Genomic DNA, 19952 nt, shown 5'->3' on the forward strand with positions numbered 1-19952 from the left:
TGATAGCTGGTAGCGCTTATTCAGCAAGCGCTAGAGGCCAATTAGACTGATATTTTCCCATGACAGCGCAACTCATCGACGGCAACGCCCTTTCCCGCCAACTGCGTGCCGAAGTCACGCGGCGGGCCGCCGCCCTCAAGGCTCGCGGCACCACGCCGGGGCTGGCGGTCATTCTTGTGGGCGATAGCCCTGCCAGCCAGGTCTACGTGCGCAACAAGGTCAAGGCCTGCGAAGACAGCGGCCTGCATTCGGTGCTTGAAAAATACGAGGCCGACATGACCGAGGCCGCGCTGCTGGCCCGTGTGGAGGCGCTCAACAACGACCCGTCCATCCACGGCATCCTGGTGCAACTCCCGCTGCCCCAGCACATCGATGCCCAGAAGGTGATCGAGGCCATCTCGCCCGCCAAGGACGTGGACGGCTTTCACATCGCCAGCGCAGGCGCCCTGATGACCGGCATGCCCGGGTTCTGGCCCTGCACGCCCTACGGCTGCATGAAGATGCTCGAGAGCATCGGCTACGACCTCAAAGGCAAGCACGCGGTGGTCATCGGGCGCAGCAATATCGTGGGCAAGCCCATGGCGCTGATGCTGCTGGGCAAAAATGCCACCGTCACCATCTGCCACAGCGCCACACACAACCTCAAGGCACAGACGCTGCAGGCCGACGTGATCGTGGCCGCCGTGGGCAAACGCAATGTACTGACCGCCGACATGGTCAAACCCGGTGCGGTGGTCATTGACGTGGGCATGAACCGCAACGACGAAGGCAAACTGTGCGGCGACGTGGATTTTGACGGCGTCAAAGAGGTGGCGGGCTGGATCACCCCCGTTCCGGGCGGGGTGGGCCCCATGACGATTACCATGCTGCTGGTGAACACCCTCGAGGCCGCCGAACGCACGGCAGCACGCTGAGGCTGGGGTTCTTTTGACCGTGCCGCCCGTGCGCCCCAAACCGATGCCAGCCGCTTTGCAACTTGAACCTGCGCCATCTGGTGCCATCTAATTTCGCATGAGCAACCCCCTTCTCGACTTCACCGACCTTCCCGCGTTTGATCGCATTACGCCTGAGAACGTCGCGCCCGCCATGGACGTGCTCCTTGAGCGCGCCAGCCAGGCGCTGGAGACTGTCACGGCGGCCTCGTTCCCTGCGCGCTGGGATGAAATCGCCAAGGTTCTGGACGTTGCCACCGAAGAACTGGGCCGCGCATGGGGCGCCGTGAGCCACTTGAACAGCGTGGCAGACACACCCGAACTGCGTGCTGCCTATAACGCAGCCCTGCCCCGCGTCACGGAGTTCTGGACGCGCCTGGGCGCCGACGAACGCCTGTACGCCAAATACAAGGCCATCGACCCGGCCTCGCTGACCTCCGAACAACGCCAGGCCCATCTGAATGCAGTGCGCAACTTCGTGCTCAGCGGCGCCGAGTTGACAGGCACGGCGAAAGAACGGTTTGCCCAAATCCAGGAGAAACAGGCCGAGTTGAGCCAGAAGTTCAGCGAAAACGCACTGGACGCCACCGATGCCTACGCGTACTACGCCAGCGCCGAAGAGCTCGATGGCGTGCCGGCCGACGTGCAACAAGCCGCACTGGCGGCGGCGCAGGCCGAAGGCAAGTCGGGCTACAAACTCACGCTCAAGATGCCGTGCTATCTGCCCGTGATGCAGTTCGCCACCCGCAGCGACCTGCGCGAAAAGCTGTACCGCGCGTATGCCACCCGAGCCTCTGACCAGGCCGAAGGCGAAGGCAAGAAATTCGACAACACCCCCCTCATTAGTGAGATTCTCGCCCTGCGTCGTGAAGAAGCACAGTTGCTGGGCTATGCCAATTTTGGCGAGGTATCGGTCGTTCCCAAGATGGCCAAATCGCCGGCAGAAGTCATTCACTTCTTGCGCGACCTGGCCCATCGCGCCCGCCCCTATGCAGAAAAGGACATCGCCGATCTGCGCGCATTTGCCGCCGAACATCTGGGCCTGAATGATCCGCAGGCCTGGGACTGGCCTTTCATCGCAGAAAAGCTCAAAGAGGCGCGCTACGCTTTCAGCGAGCAGGAGCTCAAGCGGTATTTCACGGCGCCCAAGGTGTTGGCGGGCCTTTTCAAGATCATCGAGACCCTGTTTGAGGTCTCCATCCGCCGCGACAGCGCCCTTGTATGGAACCCCGCCGTCGAGTTCTACCGCATTGAACGCGGCGACACGCTGGTGGGCCAGTTCTACCTCGACCAACCCGCGCGCACCGGCAAACGTGGCGGCGCCTGGATGGACGACGTCCGAACCCGCTGGAAGCGCCCCGATACCGGCGTATTGCAAACACCAGTGGCACACTTGGTGTGCAATTTTGCCGGCGGCGTGGACGGCAAACCGCCCCTTCTGACCCATGACGACGTGATCACGCTGTTTCACGAGTTCGGGCACGGCCTGCACCACATGCTTACGCAGGTGAACGAGCGCGATGTCTCCGGCATTGGCGGCGTGGAATGGGACGCGGTCGAGCTGCCGAGCCAGTTCATGGAAAACTTCTGCTGGGAATGGGACGTGCTGGAGAACATGACCGCCCATGTGGAAACGGGCGCCCCACTGCCGCGCGCGCTGTTCGACAAGATGATCGCCGCCAAGAATTTCCAAAGCGGCATGCAGACACTGCGCCAGATCGAGTTCTCGCTGTTCGACATGCTGCTGCACACCGAGCACGATCCTGCTGATGATTTCATGCCCCTGCTCGCGCAGGTGCGCAGCGAGGTGTCCGTACTGCCCCCTCCGGCCTTCAGCCGGACGGCGCACACGTTCAGCCATATTTTTGCCGGCGGGTATGCGGCGGGCTATTACAGCTACAAGTGGGCCGAAGTGCTGAGTGCGGATGCCTACGCCGCCTTCGAAGAGACTGCAGGCAGCAACGGTTTGCCCAGCACCGAAACTGGCCGACGCTATCGCGAAGCCATCCTGGAAGCCGGAGGCAGCCGCCCGGCCATGGAATCGTTCAAGGCCTTCCGGGGCCGCGAGCCCACACTGGACGCCTTGTTGCGGCACCAGGGCATGGCCAAAGATCTGCACGCCTGAAACCCCAAAGACACCCTGACGCCATGTGCCGCGACTTTTGCGCACGGCCACCCACTGTTGAAGCCCTAGGAGTCTGACCATGTCCAAACCCTTGTCCACGCATCTTCTGGCGTCGTTGCTGATGACGCTGGCTTGCACCAGCGCCCAGGCACAGGGCGTTTATCGTATCGTCGGGCCCGACGGCAAAGTGACGTTCTCGGACCGTCCACCCGCAGACGCTCAAGCCCCTGCCGCTGCGCGCTCCGGCGGCGCCAACGCTGCGGCATCCAACGGTGCCGCCCTGCCCTATGAGCTCAAGCAGATCGCCAGCCGCTTCCCTGTCACTATTTACACGGGCAGCGATTGCGCGCCCTGCTCCAGCGTGCGCACGATGCTTTCGGCACGCGGGATTCCGTTCACCGAGCGCACTGTCGCCACCAACGAAGACATTGCGGCGCTTGAGCGGCTGAGCGGTAGCTCCAGCCTGCCTTTTGGCACCATCGGCGGGCAGCAGCTGACGGGCTACTCCGACGTGGAATGGTCACAATACATTGACGCGGCGGGTTACCCAAAACAATCCCAACTGCCCAGCAGCTATCGCCAGCCTCCGGCCACCCCGCTGGTTGCCGTCAAGCCTGTGGCCCCCACAGCTGCCACGCCCCCCAAGGCTACAGCACCCACGCGCCCCGTGCCGGCAGCCCCCACCGACGGGCCCACCCAGAGCAACCCTGCGGGCATTCGGTTCTAACCGGGGCAACACGTCGGCACCGGGGGCCTCGTGTTGACTGCCACCACCATAAAACAAGGGGCCCGTCTGGCCCCTTGTTTTATGGTGATGTGGATGATTTGCGCTGCGCGGATGAGTGATTGGTGATCAGCAGATCTGCAAATCAAAAGACCAGTGTCTTCACACCCTGCGCAGTGCCCAATAGACACACCGACGCCTTCTGGTGCGCGAATACGCCCACCGTCACCACGCCGGGCCATTGGTTGATTTCCGATTCGAAGGCCAGCGGATCCGCGATCGTCAGGCCCTTCACGTCCAGAATGTGCTGACCGTTGTCCGTCACCATGGGCAACCCATTGGCTAGACGCAGGTTAGCCTGTGCACCCATGGCGGCAAAACGCCGAGCGACATGGTTGGCGGCAATCGGAATCACTTCAACGGGCAGTGGGAACCGCCCCAACGCCGACACCAACTTCGACTCATCGGCAATGCACACAAAACGCTGAGCCAGCGCAGCCACGATTTTTTCTCGCGTCAATGCCGCGCCGCCGCCCTTGACCATGTGGCCCTTCCCGTCGATTTCATCGGCACCGTCGATGTACACCGACAGCGACTCGACCGCATTGGCGTCAAACACCGTAATGCCCAACGCCTGCAGGCGCTCAGTGCTTGCGACAGAGCTTGATACGGCACCTTTGATCTGGTCCTTGATGCTCGCCAGCGCATCGATGAATTTGTTGACGGTAGAGCCGGTGCCCACCCCCACAATTTCGCCAGGCACCACATATTGCAATGCGGCCTGGCCCACCAGGGTTTTGAGTTCGTCTTGAGTAAGGGAAGTAGTGGTCGTCATGAGAGAAAATCAGGGGTAATCCTTGAATTATCCCCCCATGTCTCTCATACCCTACGCCCTCGCCCGCCCGCTTCTTTTTGGCATGGATGCCGAAGCCGCGCATGAACTCACCATGAACATGCTGGCTCGCGGCCAGCGCACACCTTTGCAATGGGCATGGTGCAATGAAACGGTGAACGACCCCATCGAACTGGCGGGGCTGCGTTTTCCCAACCGCGTGGGCATGGCAGCCGGTCTGGACAAGAACGCCCGTTGCATCGACGCGCTCGCGGCCATGGGTTTTGGGTTTGTCGAGGTGGGCACCGTGACACCCAAACCCCAGCCGGGCAATCCCAAGCCCCGCATGTTTCGCCTGCCTGAAGCGCGCGCGTTGATCAACCGCCTTGGGTTCAACAATGACGGCCTGGATGCTTTTTTACGCAACGTGCAACAGGCGCAGTGTCGCTCGCAGCCCGGGGAGAATCGCCTGCTGCTGGGCTTGAACATCGGCAAAAACGCTGCAACCCCCATCGAAAATGCCACCAGCGATTACCTGATCTGCCTGGAAGGCGTATACCCCCACGCAGACTATGTGACAGTGAATATCAGTTCGCCCAACACACAGAATCTACGCGCCTTGCAAAGCGACGCAGCGCTGGACGCGTTACTCGGCGCCATTGCCGAGCGCCGGGAAACGCTGGCATCACGACACGGGCGACGTGTGCCGGTGTTTGTCAAGATCGCCCCTGATCTGGACGAATCCCAGGTCGCCGTGATTGCAGACACGCTTAAAAAGCACGGCATGGATGGCGTGATTGCCACCAACACCACCATCAGCCGTGTCGCCGTCCAAGGCATGCGCCACGCCGAAGAAACCGGAGGGCTCAGCGGAGCCCCGGTGCTGGAGGCCAGCAACCAGGTGATCCGGCAGCTGCGCGCCGCATTGGGAAGCCGTTTCCCCATCATTGGCGTAGGCGGCATCATGGGTGTTGACGACGCCGTGAGCAAGATACGCGCTGGTGCTGATGTGGTTCAGATTTACACCGGCCTTATCTACGAAGGACCACAACTCGTCGTCAACGCGGCCAGGGCCATCAAGACCATGGGTTGAACCTGCGCCGTGTGCGGGTTGATGTGATCGGTGATCGCTTGCGTGAAAAAGGCCACTGCACACAATGAGCAGTGGCTTTTTTGAACTACCAGGCCAGACATTGGTACACCTGCTGTCACCCAATCAAAGCCTGCACACTGGGGTTTTACCGACGCAGTCGCATCACCATCGGCAGCAGCACGCCCGCCCATCGAATAAGGCGGCGAGGGCCCGCCACCGCAGCGATACCCACCACACCCAAGACCGCCAACGGATGTTCGCGTGCAAACCCTGCAGCTCGCAGAGCGAACGATTCATCCACGCCGCCCATTGCGGGCTCGGTGTTGAGAGCGATCGCCTGGGATTGGGCACGGGCCACACGACGCGCATGGATGCGCTCACGCTGCAAAGCTATACGGTCGAGCAGATGTTGTTGTTCTGCGGTGGGCTGCACCAGCAATGTCGGATCTGGCCGGGGCGCCGACGACAAGACAGAGGGCTTTGAAGACGTTGAAGAGGACATGCTCACAAGCGCTCCTTGATATCGCGCCAGTCATGCGCCAGTTCGCGGCGTGTTAACGCGAAACCGCTACCAGCGCGTTGACCGATTGTTACCAGCGTAGCCAGCGAGGCCGCCCAGACAATCGTCCACCCACCCGCAAGCAGCCAGGCAACCGTCGCCCGCTGGGGGGTATCCCAAAAATGCACCAGCACGGCGAGCGACAGCATGGTCAAAGCGACCACCGTCAACCCGCCCACCACAATCGTCAACACCAGGAGCTGCTGCAAACGGCGCTTGAGGTCATGCCATTCGAGCCTTGCAAGGTCCATCCGATCTTCGGCGGCGATGGCCGCCTCGATCACGTTGGCCCGCCAACGTGCGACAAACCCTTCAAGGCCCAATAACGAAAACCAGTTCATGCGTGGAGCCCTCGAGCTGCGGTCATTCGCCCGAAAAGCAGATCAACGGCGCGCGAGCAAAAAACCGACCAATGCGCCTACCGCCAGAGCCGCACCGGCCACACGCCATGGCTCGTCGTGGGCGTAACGATCAGCTGCCAAGGCCGCATCTTTGGCTTGTCGGGCGGCATCTTGCGCGGCACGGACGGCCGATTCGCGAACGTTGTGCATGCCGTCGTCAAGGCGTTGGCGCAGCAGCTTGATTTCTGGCACCGCATCCAGATCCTTGTTGGACAGCAGGCCTCGCAGGTCGGAGACCAGTTTTTCAAGTTCGCCTTGAGTGGTGGTGATTTCTGGAGACGTCATACAAGCCTTTCTGTGGATCAACAAAATACCGGTGGCTAACGAAACAATATTAGAGCCCATCTTAGCCACATGGTTAGAGACCCCTCGTAGGACGAGGGCGACAGCGGTTGCGGATTGCAAATCACTTGCTGAAAATCAAATAAGTGCAGCCACGTGCTCGCCAATCGCCAGAGCACTTGTCAATCCAGGGGACTCGATACCAAACAGATTCACCAAACCCGCCACGCCGTGGACCAACGGCCCCTGGATCACAAAATCCGCGGCGGGCGCCTCTGGGCCATGGATTTTGGGGCGTATGCCCGCATAAGCGGGTGCCAGCGCTCCGTCGCGCAGCGCCGGCCAGTACTTGCGCACCTCTGCATAAAACGCGTCTCCGCGGGTGGCATCGACTAACAAGTCGTCGGCTGAATCGACCCATTGCACATCAGGCCCGAATTTCGCCTGGCCTCCCAGGTCGAGTGTCAGATGCACCCCCAGGCCGGCCGCTTCAGGCACCGGATAAATCAAGTGACTGAAGGGTGCCTTGCCAACCAGCGAGAAGTAGCTGCCCTTGGCGTAATGGGCCACCGGAATATGCGCGGGGTCCAGGCCAGCAAAATGCGCGGCCAGCATCGGAGCGTGCAGCCCTGCCGCGTTCACTACGGTTCTTGCATGCACTTGGGTGCCATCTTTTGCTACCAATTTTATAGCTAATGGCGAAATATCAGCAAGCGCTAGAGGCGAATTCATTGCCACGATCCCACCCGCGTGTTCCAGATCTCCTTGCAGCGCAAGCATCAAGGCGTGGCTATCCACAATACCGGTGCTGGGTGAATACAGCGCACCGACACATTCGAGCGCGGGCTCCAGCGCCAGCACCTCCGAGCGGCTGAGCCACTGCAGATCGTTCACTCCATTGACCCGAGCCCGCTGCTGGATGGACTCCAGGCTGGCGAGCTGCGTGGCCGAGGTGGCCACCAGCAATTTTCCGCAACGGCGATGGGGTACGCCACGTTCCGCGCAATAGGCGTAAAGCAACTCCTTGCCTTGCACACACAAACGGGCTTTCAACGAGCCCGGGGGGTAGTAAATCCCGGCGTGAATCACCTCGCTGTTGCGCGAACTAATGCCCGTTCCAATAGCGCCCGCAGCCTCCAGCACCATGACATCGCGCCCACGTAGCGCCAAGGCCCGTGCAACGGCCAGGCCCACCACGCCTGCACCAATCACCACACAATCGAGCACATCTGTCATCTCAGCCTCCGCATTGAAATCCAGAGGGGTACATCGTCCGGCCTGCTTCAACGCTGCGGCAGACAACGGTACAGCAGGCAATCACGACGTCGCCCCACTCTTTAACGACTCCAGCGCAGTTCACCATTGTTAAGTTTGCTCAAACCCGTCAATCACGTTGACAGCGTTGGTTCCCAGTTCCGCAGCGGCGTAACCGCCTTCAAGCACAAACACAGTCGGTAGCCCAAGCCTTGCGAGCCGTTCGCCGAGACGGGTGAAATCAGACGACGCTAACGAAAAACGAGAAATCGGATCGCCCTCGAAAGTGTCGAGACCCAGGGACACCACAAGCCCATCAGCGCGGTAAGCGGCGATACGGTGGCAAGCCGTGTCCAGCGCATCCCGCCAAGTCTGCGCACTTGTGCCCGCTGGCAGCGGCACGTTCAGATTGAATCCTGCGCCTGGTCCCTCGCCGGTTTCGTCTGCATGGCCCAGATAAAAAGGGTACTCGGTGCGAGGGTCGCCATGAATGCTGATGAACAACACATCGTCGCGTCGATAAAAAATGCTCTGCGTCCCGTTGCCATGGTGATAGTCCACATCCAAGACCACAACCCGCTGAGCGCCATTCCCCAGCAGGGTTTGTGCGGCGACGGCTGCATTGTTCAGAAAGCAGTACCCGCCCATGAAATCGGAACCTGCATGATGCCCCGGCGGACGCGTGCAGCAGAACGCGGACGACGCCCCGTGCGCAACAAGATTGGCGGCGCTGGCAGCAGCATCCGCCCCCGCCTTGGCCGCCGCCCATGTTCCGGCAGCCATCGGCGTTCCGTTGTCCATCGAATACAAACCCAGCCGGGCCACAAAATTGTCTGGCTCGACATCGCTGCGCAATGAGCGCACCGGCCATACCGACGGAAACGGCTGCACCAGTGCATTGGCCGGATCAAGTGCCAGCCATTGCTGCCAGGCTGTCTGCAAAAAGGCGAGGTAGCGCGGTGCATGGACCTGACCCAGCACCTCCATGCTGTCCACATCTGGGGGCCGCAAGGGGTGGTTTCTCATGCGCAGCGCTTCTTCCACATAGTCCAAGCGCGCTGGTGTCTCGAAACATGGCACCCGCTCACCACGGTAAAACTCGTGTTCGGGCGCGTGGCCTTGGTGCAAAGGGTTATGAAAAGCGATCATGTGGAACAAGAAGGTAGGTGATTGCGTGGTGGTTCCACTCTGCACTGTAGCGCCTCCCATGCCACCGCGATCCCAGCTGTGATGGGGTGCTCGCTGTCTTGTTTTCTCAGTGGGGGCAAAGCCGACTCAGATACCACTACACGACCATCCACATTGACGATGGCGTACACCTGCCGCATACGATCACCACAAGCAAAAAAGCCTCTGCAGACTAAAAATCTGCAGAGGCTTTAAAACTGGTGGGTGATACATGGATCGAACATGTGACCCCTGCCGTGTGAAGGCAGTGCTCTACCGCTGAGCTAATCACCCATTGCGCTGTTTTTGAATCAAAAACATCACGCAAAGGTCTGCACTAACGTGGTGGGTGATACATGGATCGAACATGTGACCCCTGCCGTGTGAAGGCAGTGCTCTACCGCTGAGCTAATCACCCGCGTCGCTGTGACAGCCTTCGATTATGGCACAGCTTTTCAGGCTGCCAAGACAGTTCGCCAAATTGTTTTGCCGCCACTTGCCTTGTCGATTTGTGCGAGCACATCGGTATGCGCCGCTTGCTCGGATTCGCTGGCGCGCAACACCGGAAGGACCAGCGCACTCAAGTCCACCGCCGCTACCTTGGGCCCGCTGGTGCTGTCGTGTGTGTCGTCGCCAATTAGTAATGCGTCCTGCCCACGCGTGAGGTTGATGTACACATCAGCCAGCAGTTCGGCATCAAGCAAGGCACCATGCAATGTGCGGCCAGAGTTATCCACCCCCAGCCGGTCGCACAGTGCATCGAGCGAATTGCGTTTGCCGGGGTACATCTCCTTGGCCATGGCCAGGGTGTCGGTCACACCGGCTACGTAGCTGCCAAACGCAGGGCGTCCGATCAGCTCCAGCTCCTTGTTCAGAAAACCCACGTCGAACGCTGCGTTGTGGATGATGATCTCGGCGCCCTGAAGGTATTCAAGGATGTCATCCACTGTTTCGGAAAATTTGGGCTTGTCTTTCAGGAACTCGTTGCTGATGCCATGCACCTTGAGAGCGTCTTCATGGCTGTTGCGACCCGGGTTGAAGTACAGGTGCAGGTTGTTACCGGTGAGTTTGCGATTCAGAAGCTCGACACAACCGAGTTCAATGATGCGGTCACCACTGTCAGCCGATAGGCCGGTGGTTTCCGTATCCAGAACAATCTGGCGCGACATCAGTGGTTCTCCTTGGCGTGGTTGATGGTGTATTTGGGGATCTCCACCACCAGGTCCTGCTGCGCCAAGATGGCCTGGCACGACAGGCGCGACTGTGGCTCCAGGCCCCAGGCGCGGTCGAGCAGATCTTCTTCCTCTTCTTGCGCGTCGTTGAGCGAGTTCAGCCCCTGCCGCACGATCACGTGGCAGGTGGTGCAGGCACAGCTCATGTCGCAGGCATGTTCTATGTTGATGTGATTCTCGAGCAGCGCTTCGCAGATCGACGTGCCAGCGGGGGCTGTGATTTCAGCACCCTGGGGGCAATACTCGGGATGGGGAAGAATCTTGATGACAGGCATGGGGTGGCTTTGCTCTTGTTCGCGCTGGGATCTTGGTCAAAGGGTCTGCACATTTTTGCCCGCCAGCGCCTGGTGGATGCCGCGGTTCATGCGCTGTGCGGCGAAGGCTTCGGTGCCGTTGGCAAGCGCCTGGGTAGCGGCTTCGATAACGGCGGCATCTTCGCTGTCGCGCTGATGGCGCAGTGACACCATCAGGGCATCAATGGCTGCACGTTCGGAGGTTGAAAGCACATCGCCATCGGCGGCCAGAGCGCTTTGCGTAGCGATGAGCATGCGATCTGCATCGACGCGAGCTTCCACCAGGGCGCGCGCTTTCATGTCCTGCGCGGCCGTCGCAAAACCCTCCTGCAGCATACGGGCTATCTGGTCGTCCGATAACCCATAAGATGGCTTGACATCTACGCGGGCCTCCACGCCGCTGCCCTGCTCTCGTGCACTGACGCTCAATAGGCCATCGGCATCGACAGTAAATGTCACGCGGATGCGCGCAGCGCCCGCCGCCATCGGCGGAATACCACGCAATTCAAACCGCGCCAGGCTCCGGCAATCCTGGACAAGGTCACGCTCGCCCTGCACAACGTGGATGGCGAGCGCCGTCTGCCCGTCTTTGTACGTCGTGAAATCCTGGGCTTTGGCCGTGGGAATGGTCTCGTTGCGCGCCACGATGCGCTCCACCAACCCGCCCATGGTCTCAATGCCCAGCGACAGAGGAATCACGTCCAGCAACAGAAGGTCGCCAGCGGTGTTGTTGCCAGCCAGTTGGTTGGCCTGGATGGCTGCGCCGAGCGCCACGACCTCGTCCGGGTTCAGATTGGTCAACGGCTCCGTGCCAAAAAAATCAGCCACCGCACGCTGCACCTGCGGCATGCGGGTGGAGCCGCCCACCATCACTACGCCTTTGACTTCGTCACGTGCGAGGTGCGCATCGTGCAATGCGCGGCGCACTGCGGCCATCGAGCGATCGGTCAGGGAAGCCGTGATGGCATCAAAATCCGATCGCTTGACATCAAATTGCACGCTAGCGCCCGATACATAAGCGCTAAACGCTACGGAATCAGTAGCAGTCAAAGCCTCTTTGCAGGCCCTGGCTGCCATGCGCACAGAGACCTTGTCGGTGGACGTGCTGACCTGCAGGTTCAGTTGCTGCAACACCCAGTCAGCCAAGGCCGCGTCGTAGTCGTCACCACCCAGCGCAGAATCACCGCCCGTGGCAATCACTTCAAACACGCCCTGGGTCAGGCGAAGAATGGAGATGTCGAACGTGCCACCACCCAGGTCATACACGGCATAAATGCCTTCACTGGCGTTGTCGAGGCCGTAGGCAATCGCGGCCGCAGTGGGTTCGTTGATCAGGCGCAACAAATGAATGCCGGCCAGTTTGGCCGCGTCTTTAGTGGCCTGGCGCTGGGCATCATCAAAGTAGGCCGGCACGGTGATCACCGCGCCATACAGGTCATCATTGAAGGTGTCTTCGGCGCGATAACGCAGCGTTGCCAGTATCTCGGCGCTGACTTCCACTGGCGACTTGGCACCATCCACCGTGGCGATGCTGACCATGCCTTGCACGCCCTCATCCCCGGCAGATACAAAGTCGTAAGGCAGCTTGCCCGCCTCGGCCACGTCCTTGAGGCCACGCCCCATGAACCGTTTCACGGACGCGATGGTGTTGCGGGCATCCAGAGGCTGGGAGGCAACGGCGTCGTAACCAATTTCCCGGCCACCGTTGTCGAGGTAGCGCACCACGGAGGGCAGCAGCACCCTTCCCTTCGCATCTGGCAGGCACTCGGACACACCATTGCGCACGGCGGCCACCAGGGAATGGGTGGTGCCCAGGTCAATACCTACGGCAATGCGCCGCTGGTGTGGGTCGGGGGACTGGCCGGGTTCGGAAATCTGCAAAAGCGCCATGAAAATTGGGTTCTCTACGTGGTGGAGCACGGCATCACAACAGCCGGCATCCAAAGGGAAAAACAAAATCGCTCGGCGCTATTGTCCCAGTTGCTCCCGGCGACGTTCAATGTCGTCGGCAAATCGCGCAATGAACATGAGGGCTCTGACACAGCGCGCAGCGCCCGCGTAATCGTGCTGCAGATCGATCAGCTGCTCTAACTGCGCCAGCGCTTCGCGGCGGGCCTGGCCAACACCATCCTCCAGGGCATCCAGCGCATCGTCAGCCTGTGCTTCTTCCAGCGCTTCGCGCCATTCCATCTGCTGCATCAGGAAGGCGGCGGGCATGGCGGTGTTGTCCTCCGCGCGAATGGGCGCTCCGTGCAATTCGCACAGGTACGCAGCGCGGCGCATCGGATCTTTCAGGCGCTGGTAAGCCTCATTGATGCGCACGGACCATTGCATGGCCACACGCTGGGCCGCCGCACCTTGGGCTGCAAATTTGTCCGGGTGGGCTCCGCGCTGCAGCTCTTTCCAGCGCGCATCAATCGCAGCCCGATCTTGCACAAAACGCTGCACGAGGCCAAAGAGTTCAAAGTCGTCAGATTGCAGGTTCATGCCAACAGCCAAATGGGTTCAGATCGCAACAGGTCAGTACAACAAAAAACCGCCAGCACGAAGCGCGATGGCGGTTGAACGGTACAGCAGCCAAAGGCGTACTCTCAGACGCGGAAGCTTTCTCCACAACCACAACGGTCACGTTCGTTGGGGTTATTGAACTTGAAGCCCTCGTTCAGGCCTTCACGCACAAAATCCAACTCGGTACCATCGATGTATGCAAGGCTCTTGGGGTCAATCAGCACCTTGACTCCGTGGTTTTCAAACACGATGTCTTCGGGTTCACTGTCATCGACATATTCGAGCTTGTAGGCAAGCCCCGAACAGCCGGTGGTTTTCACACCCAGACGCACACCCAGCCCTTTCCCACGGCGGGAAAGGTAGCGGTTCACGTGCCGGGCGGCGGCTTCTGTCAGCGTAATGGCCATATCAGTCACTCCGTCGCTCGCCCACCCGCTCAGGCAGCGGTTGCGGCCAGCGAATGTTTGGTCTTGTAGTCCAGAACAGCCGCCTTGATGGCATCTTCGGCCAGGATGGAGCAGTGAATCTTGACGGGTGGCAGAGCCAGTTCCTGTGCGATTTCGCTGTTCTTGAGCGCCGCTGCTTCGTCGAGTGTCTTGCCCTTGACCCATTCGGTCACGAGCGACGATGACGCAATGGCCGAGCCGCACCCATAAGTCTTGAAACGCGCATCCTCGATCACCCCGGTTTCGGGATTGACCTTGATCTGCAACTTCATCACGTCGCCGCAGGCAGGAGCGCCCACCATGCCGGTGCCCACCGAATCGTCACCTTTATCGAAGGAACCGACATTGCGGGGGTTTTCGTAGTGGTCAACCACTTTGTCAGAGTAAGCCATGATGTGTACCTCTCAAATCTTCAGAAATCTGCAAAAAACTTCGCGAATTCAGTGCGCCGCCCACTGGATGGTGCTGATGTCGATGCCATCCTTGTACATCTCCCACAGCGGGCTCAACTCGCGCAGACGAGCCACGTTTTCGCGGATGGTGGAGATGGCGTAGTCGATCTCTTCTTCAGTCGTGAAGCGGCCAATGGTCATGCGCAGGCTGCTGTGCGCCAATTCATCGCTACGGCCCAGGGCGCGCAACACGTAGCTGGGCTCCAGGCTCGCAGACGTGCAGGCTGAACCCGACGACACGGCCAAACCCTTGATCCCCATGATGAGCGACTCGCCTTCGACGAAGTTGAAGCTCATGTTGAGGTTTTGAGGCACACGGTGCTCGATGCTGCCGTTGATGAACACCTGTTCGATGTCCTTGAGGCCATCCAGCAGGCGCTGTTGCAAAGCTTTCGCCTTGGCATTGCCCTCAGCCATTTCTTCCTTGGCGATGCGAAATGCCTCGCCCATACCCACGATCTGGTGCGTGGGCAAGGTGCCAGAGCGCATGCCACGCTCATGCCCCCCGCCATGCATCTGCGCTTCCAGGCGCACCCGGGGCTTGCGGCGCACGAACAAAGCACCTATACCTTTGGGGCCATAGGTCTTGTGCGCCGTCATGCTCATCAGATCGATGGGCAGAACATCCATGTCGATGGCCACGCGACCGGTGGCCTGGGCCGCATCGACGTGCAGCAAAATGCCCTTTTCACGGCACAGCGCACCAATGGCCGGAATGTCCTGGATCACACCGATCTCATTGTTCACAAACAGGATGCTGATCAGAATCGTGTCTGGGCGAATGGCAGCCTTCAGCGCCTCCATGTTCACCAGGCCGTCTTCCTGGACATCAAGATAGGTCACGTCAAACCCCTGGCGCTCCAGCTCACGCATCGTGTCCAGTACCGCCTTGTGTTCGGTTTTGAGCGTGATGAGGTGTTTGCCCTTGCCTTTGTAGAACTGGGCGGCCCCCTTGAGCGCCAGATTGATGGATTCGGTAGCGCCACTGGTCCAGACGATCTCACGCGGATCGGCATGGATCAGGTCAGCCACTTGCACACGCGCCTTTTCCACAGCCTCTTCGGCCTCCCAGCCCCACGCATGGCTGCGCGATGCGGGGTTGCCGAAATGCTCGCGCAACCAGGGAATCATGGCGTCCACCACGCGGGGATCTACCGGTGTGGTGGCGCCATAGTCGAGATAGATAGGAAAGTGCGGGGTCGTGTCCATGGCTGGCTCAGTGAATGTCTCTGGCTGGCAAAAAGAGAAGCAGAGAAACGGGTAAGGGGTAACGGGTAACGGGTAACGGGTAACGGGTAAGGGGTAAGGGGTAAGGGGTAAGGGGTAAGGGGTAAGGATAAAAACGAAATACGAAAACCGCGTTCAGGGCAGCGCAGACCCATGGGCCGGCACCATCGCCAAGAACATCAGGATTTGGCGAAGACGTTGCCCAGTGCAAACACCGAGTTAGGGGCGTTCACCCGGATCGGCTTGACCACGGGAGTGGTCGAGATCGCGCGGCGCACCACTGGTTTGTCTTCAATCTGCACACCCTTGGCGAGCTGCTCGTCCACCAGCTTTTGCAAGGTGACGGAATCAAGAAACTCCACCATGCGCTGATTCAGTGATGCCCACAGCTCATGGGTCATGCAGCGCCCGGCTTCACCCAGGCAATTTTCTTTACCGCCGCATTGGGTGGCATCAATGGGTTCATCCACCGAAACGATGATGTCTGCCACCGTAATGTCACCGGCCTTGCGAGCCAGGGTGTAACCACCACCAGGGCCACGGGTAGACTCCACCAGTTCGTGGCGGCGCAGCTTGCCGAAAAGCTGCTCCAGATACGACAGCGAGATCTGCTGGCGCTGGCTGATCGCCGCCAGCGTGACGGGACCATTGTTCTGGCGCAGGGCCAGGTCAATCATGGCAGTGACCGCAAAACGGCCTTTGGTAGTGAGACGCATCGCAAGCTCCTTGTGCTAAGGCTTGTTCGTTGTAGAAACCGCCTGCGCTGACTGTTGATCAGCGAGGTACCGTCTCCGCCCCTTACCCCGCCCAGTTGCCTGGCGCGGAGCCCTTCATCGTTGGGCTGTTTTCTTGACTATTTTGTGTGAGTATACCACAAATGCCTACCAATTTTGTCGGGATAAATAACTTATCAGTCTTGTTTTGACCTTGCCTGTTTATTCACCCTGGTTTCACGCCCGGTTACAAGCCAACCACATCACTTCCATGCGCCCCGAAGGCCTGGTCCTTGAGCCGAGTCAACTGATCTCTTACGCGGGCCGCCTGCTCAAACTCCAGGTTGCGGGCGTGCTCCAGCATGAGCTTTTCCAACCGCTTTATTTCGCGCGCTACATCCTTTTCGGACATGTCCTCCACCTGCGCGCGTTGCATGGCTTCCTGCTCCATGCGCTCGGCATCCTTGCCCGCTTTCTCGCTGTAAACCCCGTCAATCAGGTCTCTTACCCGCTTGACAATGCTGCGCGGCGTGATGCCGTGGACTTCGTTGTGTGCGATCTGCTTGACGCGGCGGCGTTCCGTCTCGCCCATGGCTTTTTTCATGGAGTCGGTAATGCGGTCTGCGTACAGGATGGCCCGGCCATTGACATTGCGCGCCGCACGGCCAATGGTCTGAATCAGACTGCGCTCGGCCCGCAAAAAACCTTCCTTGTCGGCATCCAGGATCGCCACCAATGACACCTCGGGGATATCAAGCCCTTCGCGCAGCAGGTTAATGCCCACCAGCACATCGAAGGCCCCCAGCCGCAGGTCGCGAATGATCTCCACGCGCTCGACCGTGTCCACATCGCTGTGCAGATACCGCACCTTCACACCGTTGTCCGTGAGGTAGTCGGTCAACTGCTCGGCCATGCGCTTGGTCAGCGTCGTAATGAGTACGCGTTCATGCTTTTCTGCGCGTATGCGTATTTCTTGCAGCACATCGTCCACTTGATGGGTGGCCGGCCGCACCTCTACTTCCGGGTCCACCAGCCCGGTGGGGCGAACCACCTGGTCTACCACCTGGCCGGAATGGGTCTTTTCATAGTCTGCTGGCGTGGCCGATACAAAGATCACCTGCCGCATGCGCTGCTCAAACTCCTCAAACTTGAGCGGCCGGTTGTCCAACGCCGATGGCAGGCGAAAGCCATATTCGACCAGCGTGGTCTTGCGCGAGCGGTCGCCGCTGTACATGGCGTTGAGCTGGCCGATCATCTGGTGGCTCTCATCCAGGAACATCAACGCGTTTTTGGGCATGTAGTCGGTTAGCGTGCTCGGCGGATCGCCCGGCGCGGCGCCCGACAGGTGGCGCGTGTAGTTCTCGATGCCCTTGCAGTGCCCGACTTCGCTGAGCATCTCCAGATCGAACCGGGTGCGCTGCTCCAGGCGCTGCGCCTCCACCAGCTTGCCGTCACTCACAAGCTGCTTCAAACGCTCGGCCAGCTCGATCTTGATCGTCTCCACAGCCGCCAGCACCTTGTCGCGCGGCGTCACGTAGTGGCTGCTGGGGTAGACCGTGAAGCGCGGGATCTTCTGCTTGACGCGGCCCGTGAGCGGGTCAAACAACTGCAGGCTCTCGATCTCGTCGTCAAATAGCTCGATGCGGATGGCCAACTCGGAATGCTCGGCCGGGAACACATCAATGGTGTCACCGCGCACGCGGAACTTGCCACGCGAGAAATCAGCCTCGTTGCGCTGGTATTGCATGCGGATCAATTGGGCGATCACATCGCGCTGGCCCAGCTTGTCGCCGGTGCGCAGCGTCATCACCATGCGGTGGTAGCTCTCGGGCTCGCCAATGCCGTAGATGGCCGACACGGTGGCCACAATGACCACGTCTTTGCGCTCCATCAGGCTCTTGGTGCATGACAGCCGCATCTGCTCGATGTGCTCGTTGATGGCGCTGTCCTTCTCGATGAACAGATCGCGCTGCGGCACATACGCCTCGGGCTGGTAATAGTCGTAGTAGCTCACGAAATACTCCACAGCGTTCTTGGGGAAGAACTCGCGGAACTCGCTGTACAACTGCGCGGCCAACGTCTTGTTGGGCGCAAAGATGATGGCCGGGCGCCCCATGCGGGCGATCACGTTGGCCATGGTGAAAGTCTTGCCAGAACCCGTCACACCCAGCAGCGTCTGGAAGGTTTCCCCATCGTTCAGGCCCTCTACCAGCTTGTTGATGGCCTCAGGCTGATCGCCTGCCGGTGGATACGGCTGGAACAATTCAAAGGGGGAGCCAGGAAAATGGACGAACTCGCCGTCTTGCTTTTCAGTTATGACTTCTGTGATATCCGGCATGGGTGCAGTCAACGAGTAAGGGGTAGCGACCGTTAAAATCGGCGGAACCCGGCACAGTACACCACGCCCGGATTCTTCGCTACTGACAACCTTTCAAGGATTTTCATGTCTCTTTTCACCGCCGTCGAAATGGCCCCCCGCGACCCCATCCTGGGCCTCAACGAGCAATTCAACGCCGACACCAACCCCAATAAGGTCAACCTGGGCGTCGGCGTTTATTTCGACGACAACGGCAAGCTGCCCTTGCTGCAATGTGTTCAGGCCGCAGAAAAGACCATGATGTCCACCCCCACGGCCCGCGGCTACCTGCCCATCGACGGCATCGTGGCCTATGACAACGCCGTCAAGAGCCTGGTGTTCGGCGCCGACAGCGAACCCGTCACCTCCGGCCGCGTGGCCACCGTGCAAGCGGTGGGTGGTACGGGCGGCCTGAAGATCGGCGCTGACTTCCTCAAGAAACTCAGCCCCAACGCCAAGGTGCTGATCTCCGACCCCAGCTGGGAAAACCACCGCGCGCTGTTCACCAACGCCGGCTTTGAAGTCGATACCTACGCCTACTACGACGCTGCCAAGCGCGGCGTGAACTTCGAAGGCTTCCTGGCCAGCCTGAATGCCGCCGCCCCCGGCACCATCGTTGTGCTGCACGCCTGCTGCCACAACCCCACCGGCTACGACATCACTGCAGCCCAGTGGGACCAGGTGATTGCCGCCGTCAAGGCCAAGGGCCTGACACCTTTCCTCGACATGGCCTACCAGGGCTTTGGCCACGGCATCGCCGAAGATGGCGCCGTGATCGGCAAGTTCGTGGCCGCAGGCCTCAACTTCTTTGTCTCCACCTCGTTCTCCAAAAGCTTCAGCCTCTACGGCGAGCGCGTAGGCGGCCTGTCGGTGCTGTGCGCCGACAAGGAAGAAGCATCGCGCGTGCTGAGCCAGCTCAAGATCGTCATCCGCACCAACTACTCCAACCCACCCATTCACGGTGGTGCTGTGGTGGCTGCGGTGCTGAATAACCCCGAGCTGCGTGCACTGTGGGAAAAGGAACTGGGCGAAATGCGCGTGCGCATCAAGGCCATGCGCCAAAAGCTGGTCGATGGCCTCAAGGCCGCCGGTGTGAAGCAGGACATGAGCTTCATCACCACCCAGATCGGCATGTTCAGCTACTCGGGCCTGACCAAGGACCAGATGGTTCGCCTGCGCAATGAGTTTGGCGTGTACGGCACCGACACCGGCCGCATGTGCGTGGCTGCGCTCAACAGCAAGAACATCGACTACGTCTGCCAGGCCATTGCAAAAGTGGTCTAACCCCCTGAGGCGCTTTCGCGCCTCCCCCCTTTCTCTCGCCTCGCTGCGCGAGGCGGGAAGGGGGACGCAGCC

General features: G+C 60.2%; 20 protein-coding genes and 2 tRNA genes. 5 read left to right on the forward strand and 17 right to left on the reverse strand.

The window, feature by feature from the left end:
• Window positions 1-59: 59 nt before the first annotated feature.
• The 3 genes from folD (at window position 60) to KI609_RS12595 (ending at window position 3784) form a co-directional block, all read left to right on the forward strand.
• Window positions 60-914 carry a bifunctional methylenetetrahydrofolate dehydrogenase/methenyltetrahydrofolate cyclohydrolase FolD gene (gene folD, locus KI609_RS12585; protein ID WP_226443698.1) on the forward strand — a complete coding sequence of 285 codons (855 nt, stop codon included), beginning with the start codon at window positions 60-62 and terminating at the stop codon, window positions 912-914.
• 97 nt (window positions 915-1011) lie between these two features.
• Window positions 1012-3057, forward strand: a complete 2046-nt coding sequence (locus KI609_RS12590) for a M3 family metallopeptidase (protein ID WP_226443700.1) — start codon at window positions 1012-1014, stop codon at window positions 3055-3057.
• 79 nt (window positions 3058-3136) lie between these two features.
• Window positions 3137-3784 (forward strand): glutaredoxin family protein, encoded by a 648-nt coding sequence (locus KI609_RS12595; protein ID WP_226443702.1) that lies wholly within the window; start codon window positions 3137-3139, stop codon window positions 3782-3784.
• 142 nt (window positions 3785-3926) lie between these two features.
• On the opposite strand, the gene rpiA is transcribed toward KI609_RS12595, so the two are convergent.
• Window positions 3927-4616 (reverse strand): ribose-5-phosphate isomerase RpiA, encoded by a 690-nt coding sequence (gene rpiA, locus KI609_RS12600; RefSeq protein ID WP_226443705.1) that lies wholly within the window; start codon window positions 4614-4616, stop codon window positions 3927-3929.
• Window positions 4617-4653: 37 nt separating this feature from the next.
• On the opposite strand from rpiA, the gene KI609_RS12605 reads away from it, so the two are divergent.
• Complete coding sequence (locus KI609_RS12605; protein WP_226443707.1) at window positions 4654-5706, forward strand: quinone-dependent dihydroorotate dehydrogenase; 1053 nt, start codon at window positions 4654-4656, stop codon at window positions 5704-5706.
• 145 nt (window positions 5707-5851) lie between these two features.
• On the opposite strand, the gene KI609_RS12610 is transcribed toward KI609_RS12605, so the two are convergent.
• The 16 genes from KI609_RS12610 to uvrB all read right to left on the reverse strand — a co-directional run bounded on the left by KI609_RS12610 (window position 5852) and on the right by uvrB (window position 18578).
• Window positions 5852-6208 carry a hypothetical protein gene (locus tag KI609_RS12610; RefSeq protein ID WP_226443709.1) on the reverse strand — a complete coding sequence of 119 codons (357 nt, stop codon included), beginning with the start codon at window positions 6206-6208 and terminating at the stop codon, window positions 5852-5854.
• A 2-nt stretch (window positions 6209-6210) separates the two neighbouring features.
• Window positions 6211-6606, reverse strand: a complete 396-nt coding sequence (locus KI609_RS12615) for a phage holin family protein (RefSeq protein ID WP_226443711.1) — start codon at window positions 6604-6606, stop codon at window positions 6211-6213.
• A 42-nt stretch (window positions 6607-6648) separates the two neighbouring features.
• A complete protein-coding gene (locus KI609_RS12620) occupies window positions 6649-6951 on the reverse strand; it encodes a DUF883 family protein (protein ID WP_226443713.1) in 303 nt (100 codons plus the stop codon).
• A gap of 135 nt (window positions 6952-7086) precedes the next feature.
• Window positions 7087-8184 carry an NAD(P)/FAD-dependent oxidoreductase gene (locus tag KI609_RS12625; protein WP_226443715.1) on the reverse strand — a complete coding sequence of 366 codons (1098 nt, stop codon included), beginning with the start codon at window positions 8182-8184 and terminating at the stop codon, window positions 7087-7089.
• 129 nt (window positions 8185-8313) lie between these two features.
• A complete protein-coding gene (locus KI609_RS12630) occupies window positions 8314-9351 on the reverse strand; it encodes a histone deacetylase family protein (protein WP_226450384.1) in 1038 nt (345 codons plus the stop codon).
• Between the two features lie 237 nt (window positions 9352-9588).
• Window positions 9589-9663, reverse strand: a tRNA-Val gene (locus KI609_RS12635).
• A gap of 49 nt (window positions 9664-9712) precedes the next feature.
• Window positions 9713-9787: transfer RNA gene (locus KI609_RS12640), tRNA-Val, on the reverse strand.
• Window positions 9788-9824: 37 nt separating this feature from the next.
• Entirely contained in the window at window positions 9825-10538 is a 714-nt protein-coding gene (gene dnaQ, locus KI609_RS12645) for a DNA polymerase III subunit epsilon (RefSeq protein ID WP_226443717.1), read from the reverse strand.
• Window positions 10538-10876, reverse strand: a complete 339-nt coding sequence (fdx, locus tag KI609_RS12650; RefSeq protein WP_226443719.1) for an ISC system 2Fe-2S type ferredoxin — start codon at window positions 10874-10876, stop codon at window positions 10538-10540. Before fdx ends, dnaQ begins: the two co-directional genes overlap by 1 nt.
• A gap of 36 nt (window positions 10877-10912) precedes the next feature.
• Window positions 10913-12784: a Fe-S protein assembly chaperone HscA gene (hscA, locus tag KI609_RS12655; protein WP_226443721.1), complete on the reverse strand. Its 1872-nt coding sequence runs from the start codon at window positions 12782-12784 to the stop codon at window positions 10913-10915.
• A 78-nt stretch (window positions 12785-12862) separates the two neighbouring features.
• Window positions 12863-13381, reverse strand: a complete 519-nt coding sequence (gene hscB / locus KI609_RS12660) for a Fe-S protein assembly co-chaperone HscB (protein ID WP_226443723.1) — start codon at window positions 13379-13381, stop codon at window positions 12863-12865.
• Between the two features lie 104 nt (window positions 13382-13485).
• Window positions 13486-13809 (reverse strand): iron-sulfur cluster assembly protein IscA, encoded by a 324-nt coding sequence (gene iscA, locus KI609_RS12665; protein WP_008904781.1) that lies wholly within the window; start codon window positions 13807-13809, stop codon window positions 13486-13488.
• Between the two features lie 29 nt (window positions 13810-13838).
• Window positions 13839-14240 carry a Fe-S cluster assembly scaffold IscU gene (iscU, locus tag KI609_RS12670; protein ID WP_226443725.1) on the reverse strand — a complete coding sequence of 134 codons (402 nt, stop codon included), beginning with the start codon at window positions 14238-14240 and terminating at the stop codon, window positions 13839-13841.
• Between the two features lie 48 nt (window positions 14241-14288).
• The gene (locus KI609_RS12675; RefSeq protein WP_226443727.1) at window positions 14289-15509 is read right to left on the reverse strand and encodes an IscS subfamily cysteine desulfurase; all 1221 of its coding nucleotides are present in this window, start codon (window positions 15507-15509) and stop codon (window positions 14289-14291) included.
• Window positions 15510-15706: 197 nt separating this feature from the next.
• The gene (gene iscR / locus KI609_RS12680; protein WP_015013980.1) at window positions 15707-16243 is read right to left on the reverse strand and encodes a Fe-S cluster assembly transcriptional regulator IscR; all 537 of its coding nucleotides are present in this window, start codon (window positions 16241-16243) and stop codon (window positions 15707-15709) included.
• A 244-nt stretch (window positions 16244-16487) separates the two neighbouring features.
• Window positions 16488-18578, reverse strand: a complete 2091-nt coding sequence (uvrB, locus tag KI609_RS12685; protein ID WP_226443729.1) for an excinuclease ABC subunit UvrB — start codon at window positions 18576-18578, stop codon at window positions 16488-16490.
• 105 nt (window positions 18579-18683) lie between these two features.
• Between uvrB and KI609_RS12690 the strand changes: the two genes are divergently transcribed.
• Window positions 18684-19880 carry an amino acid aminotransferase gene (locus tag KI609_RS12690; protein WP_226443731.1) on the forward strand — a complete coding sequence of 399 codons (1197 nt, stop codon included), beginning with the start codon at window positions 18684-18686 and terminating at the stop codon, window positions 19878-19880.
• Window positions 19881-19952 lie beyond the last annotated feature (72 nt).

The organism is Acidovorax radicis (genome assembly GCF_020510705.1).
In the GTDB taxonomy this organism is placed as follows: Bacteria; Pseudomonadota; Gammaproteobacteria; order Burkholderiales; family Burkholderiaceae_C; genus Acidovorax; species Acidovorax radicis_A.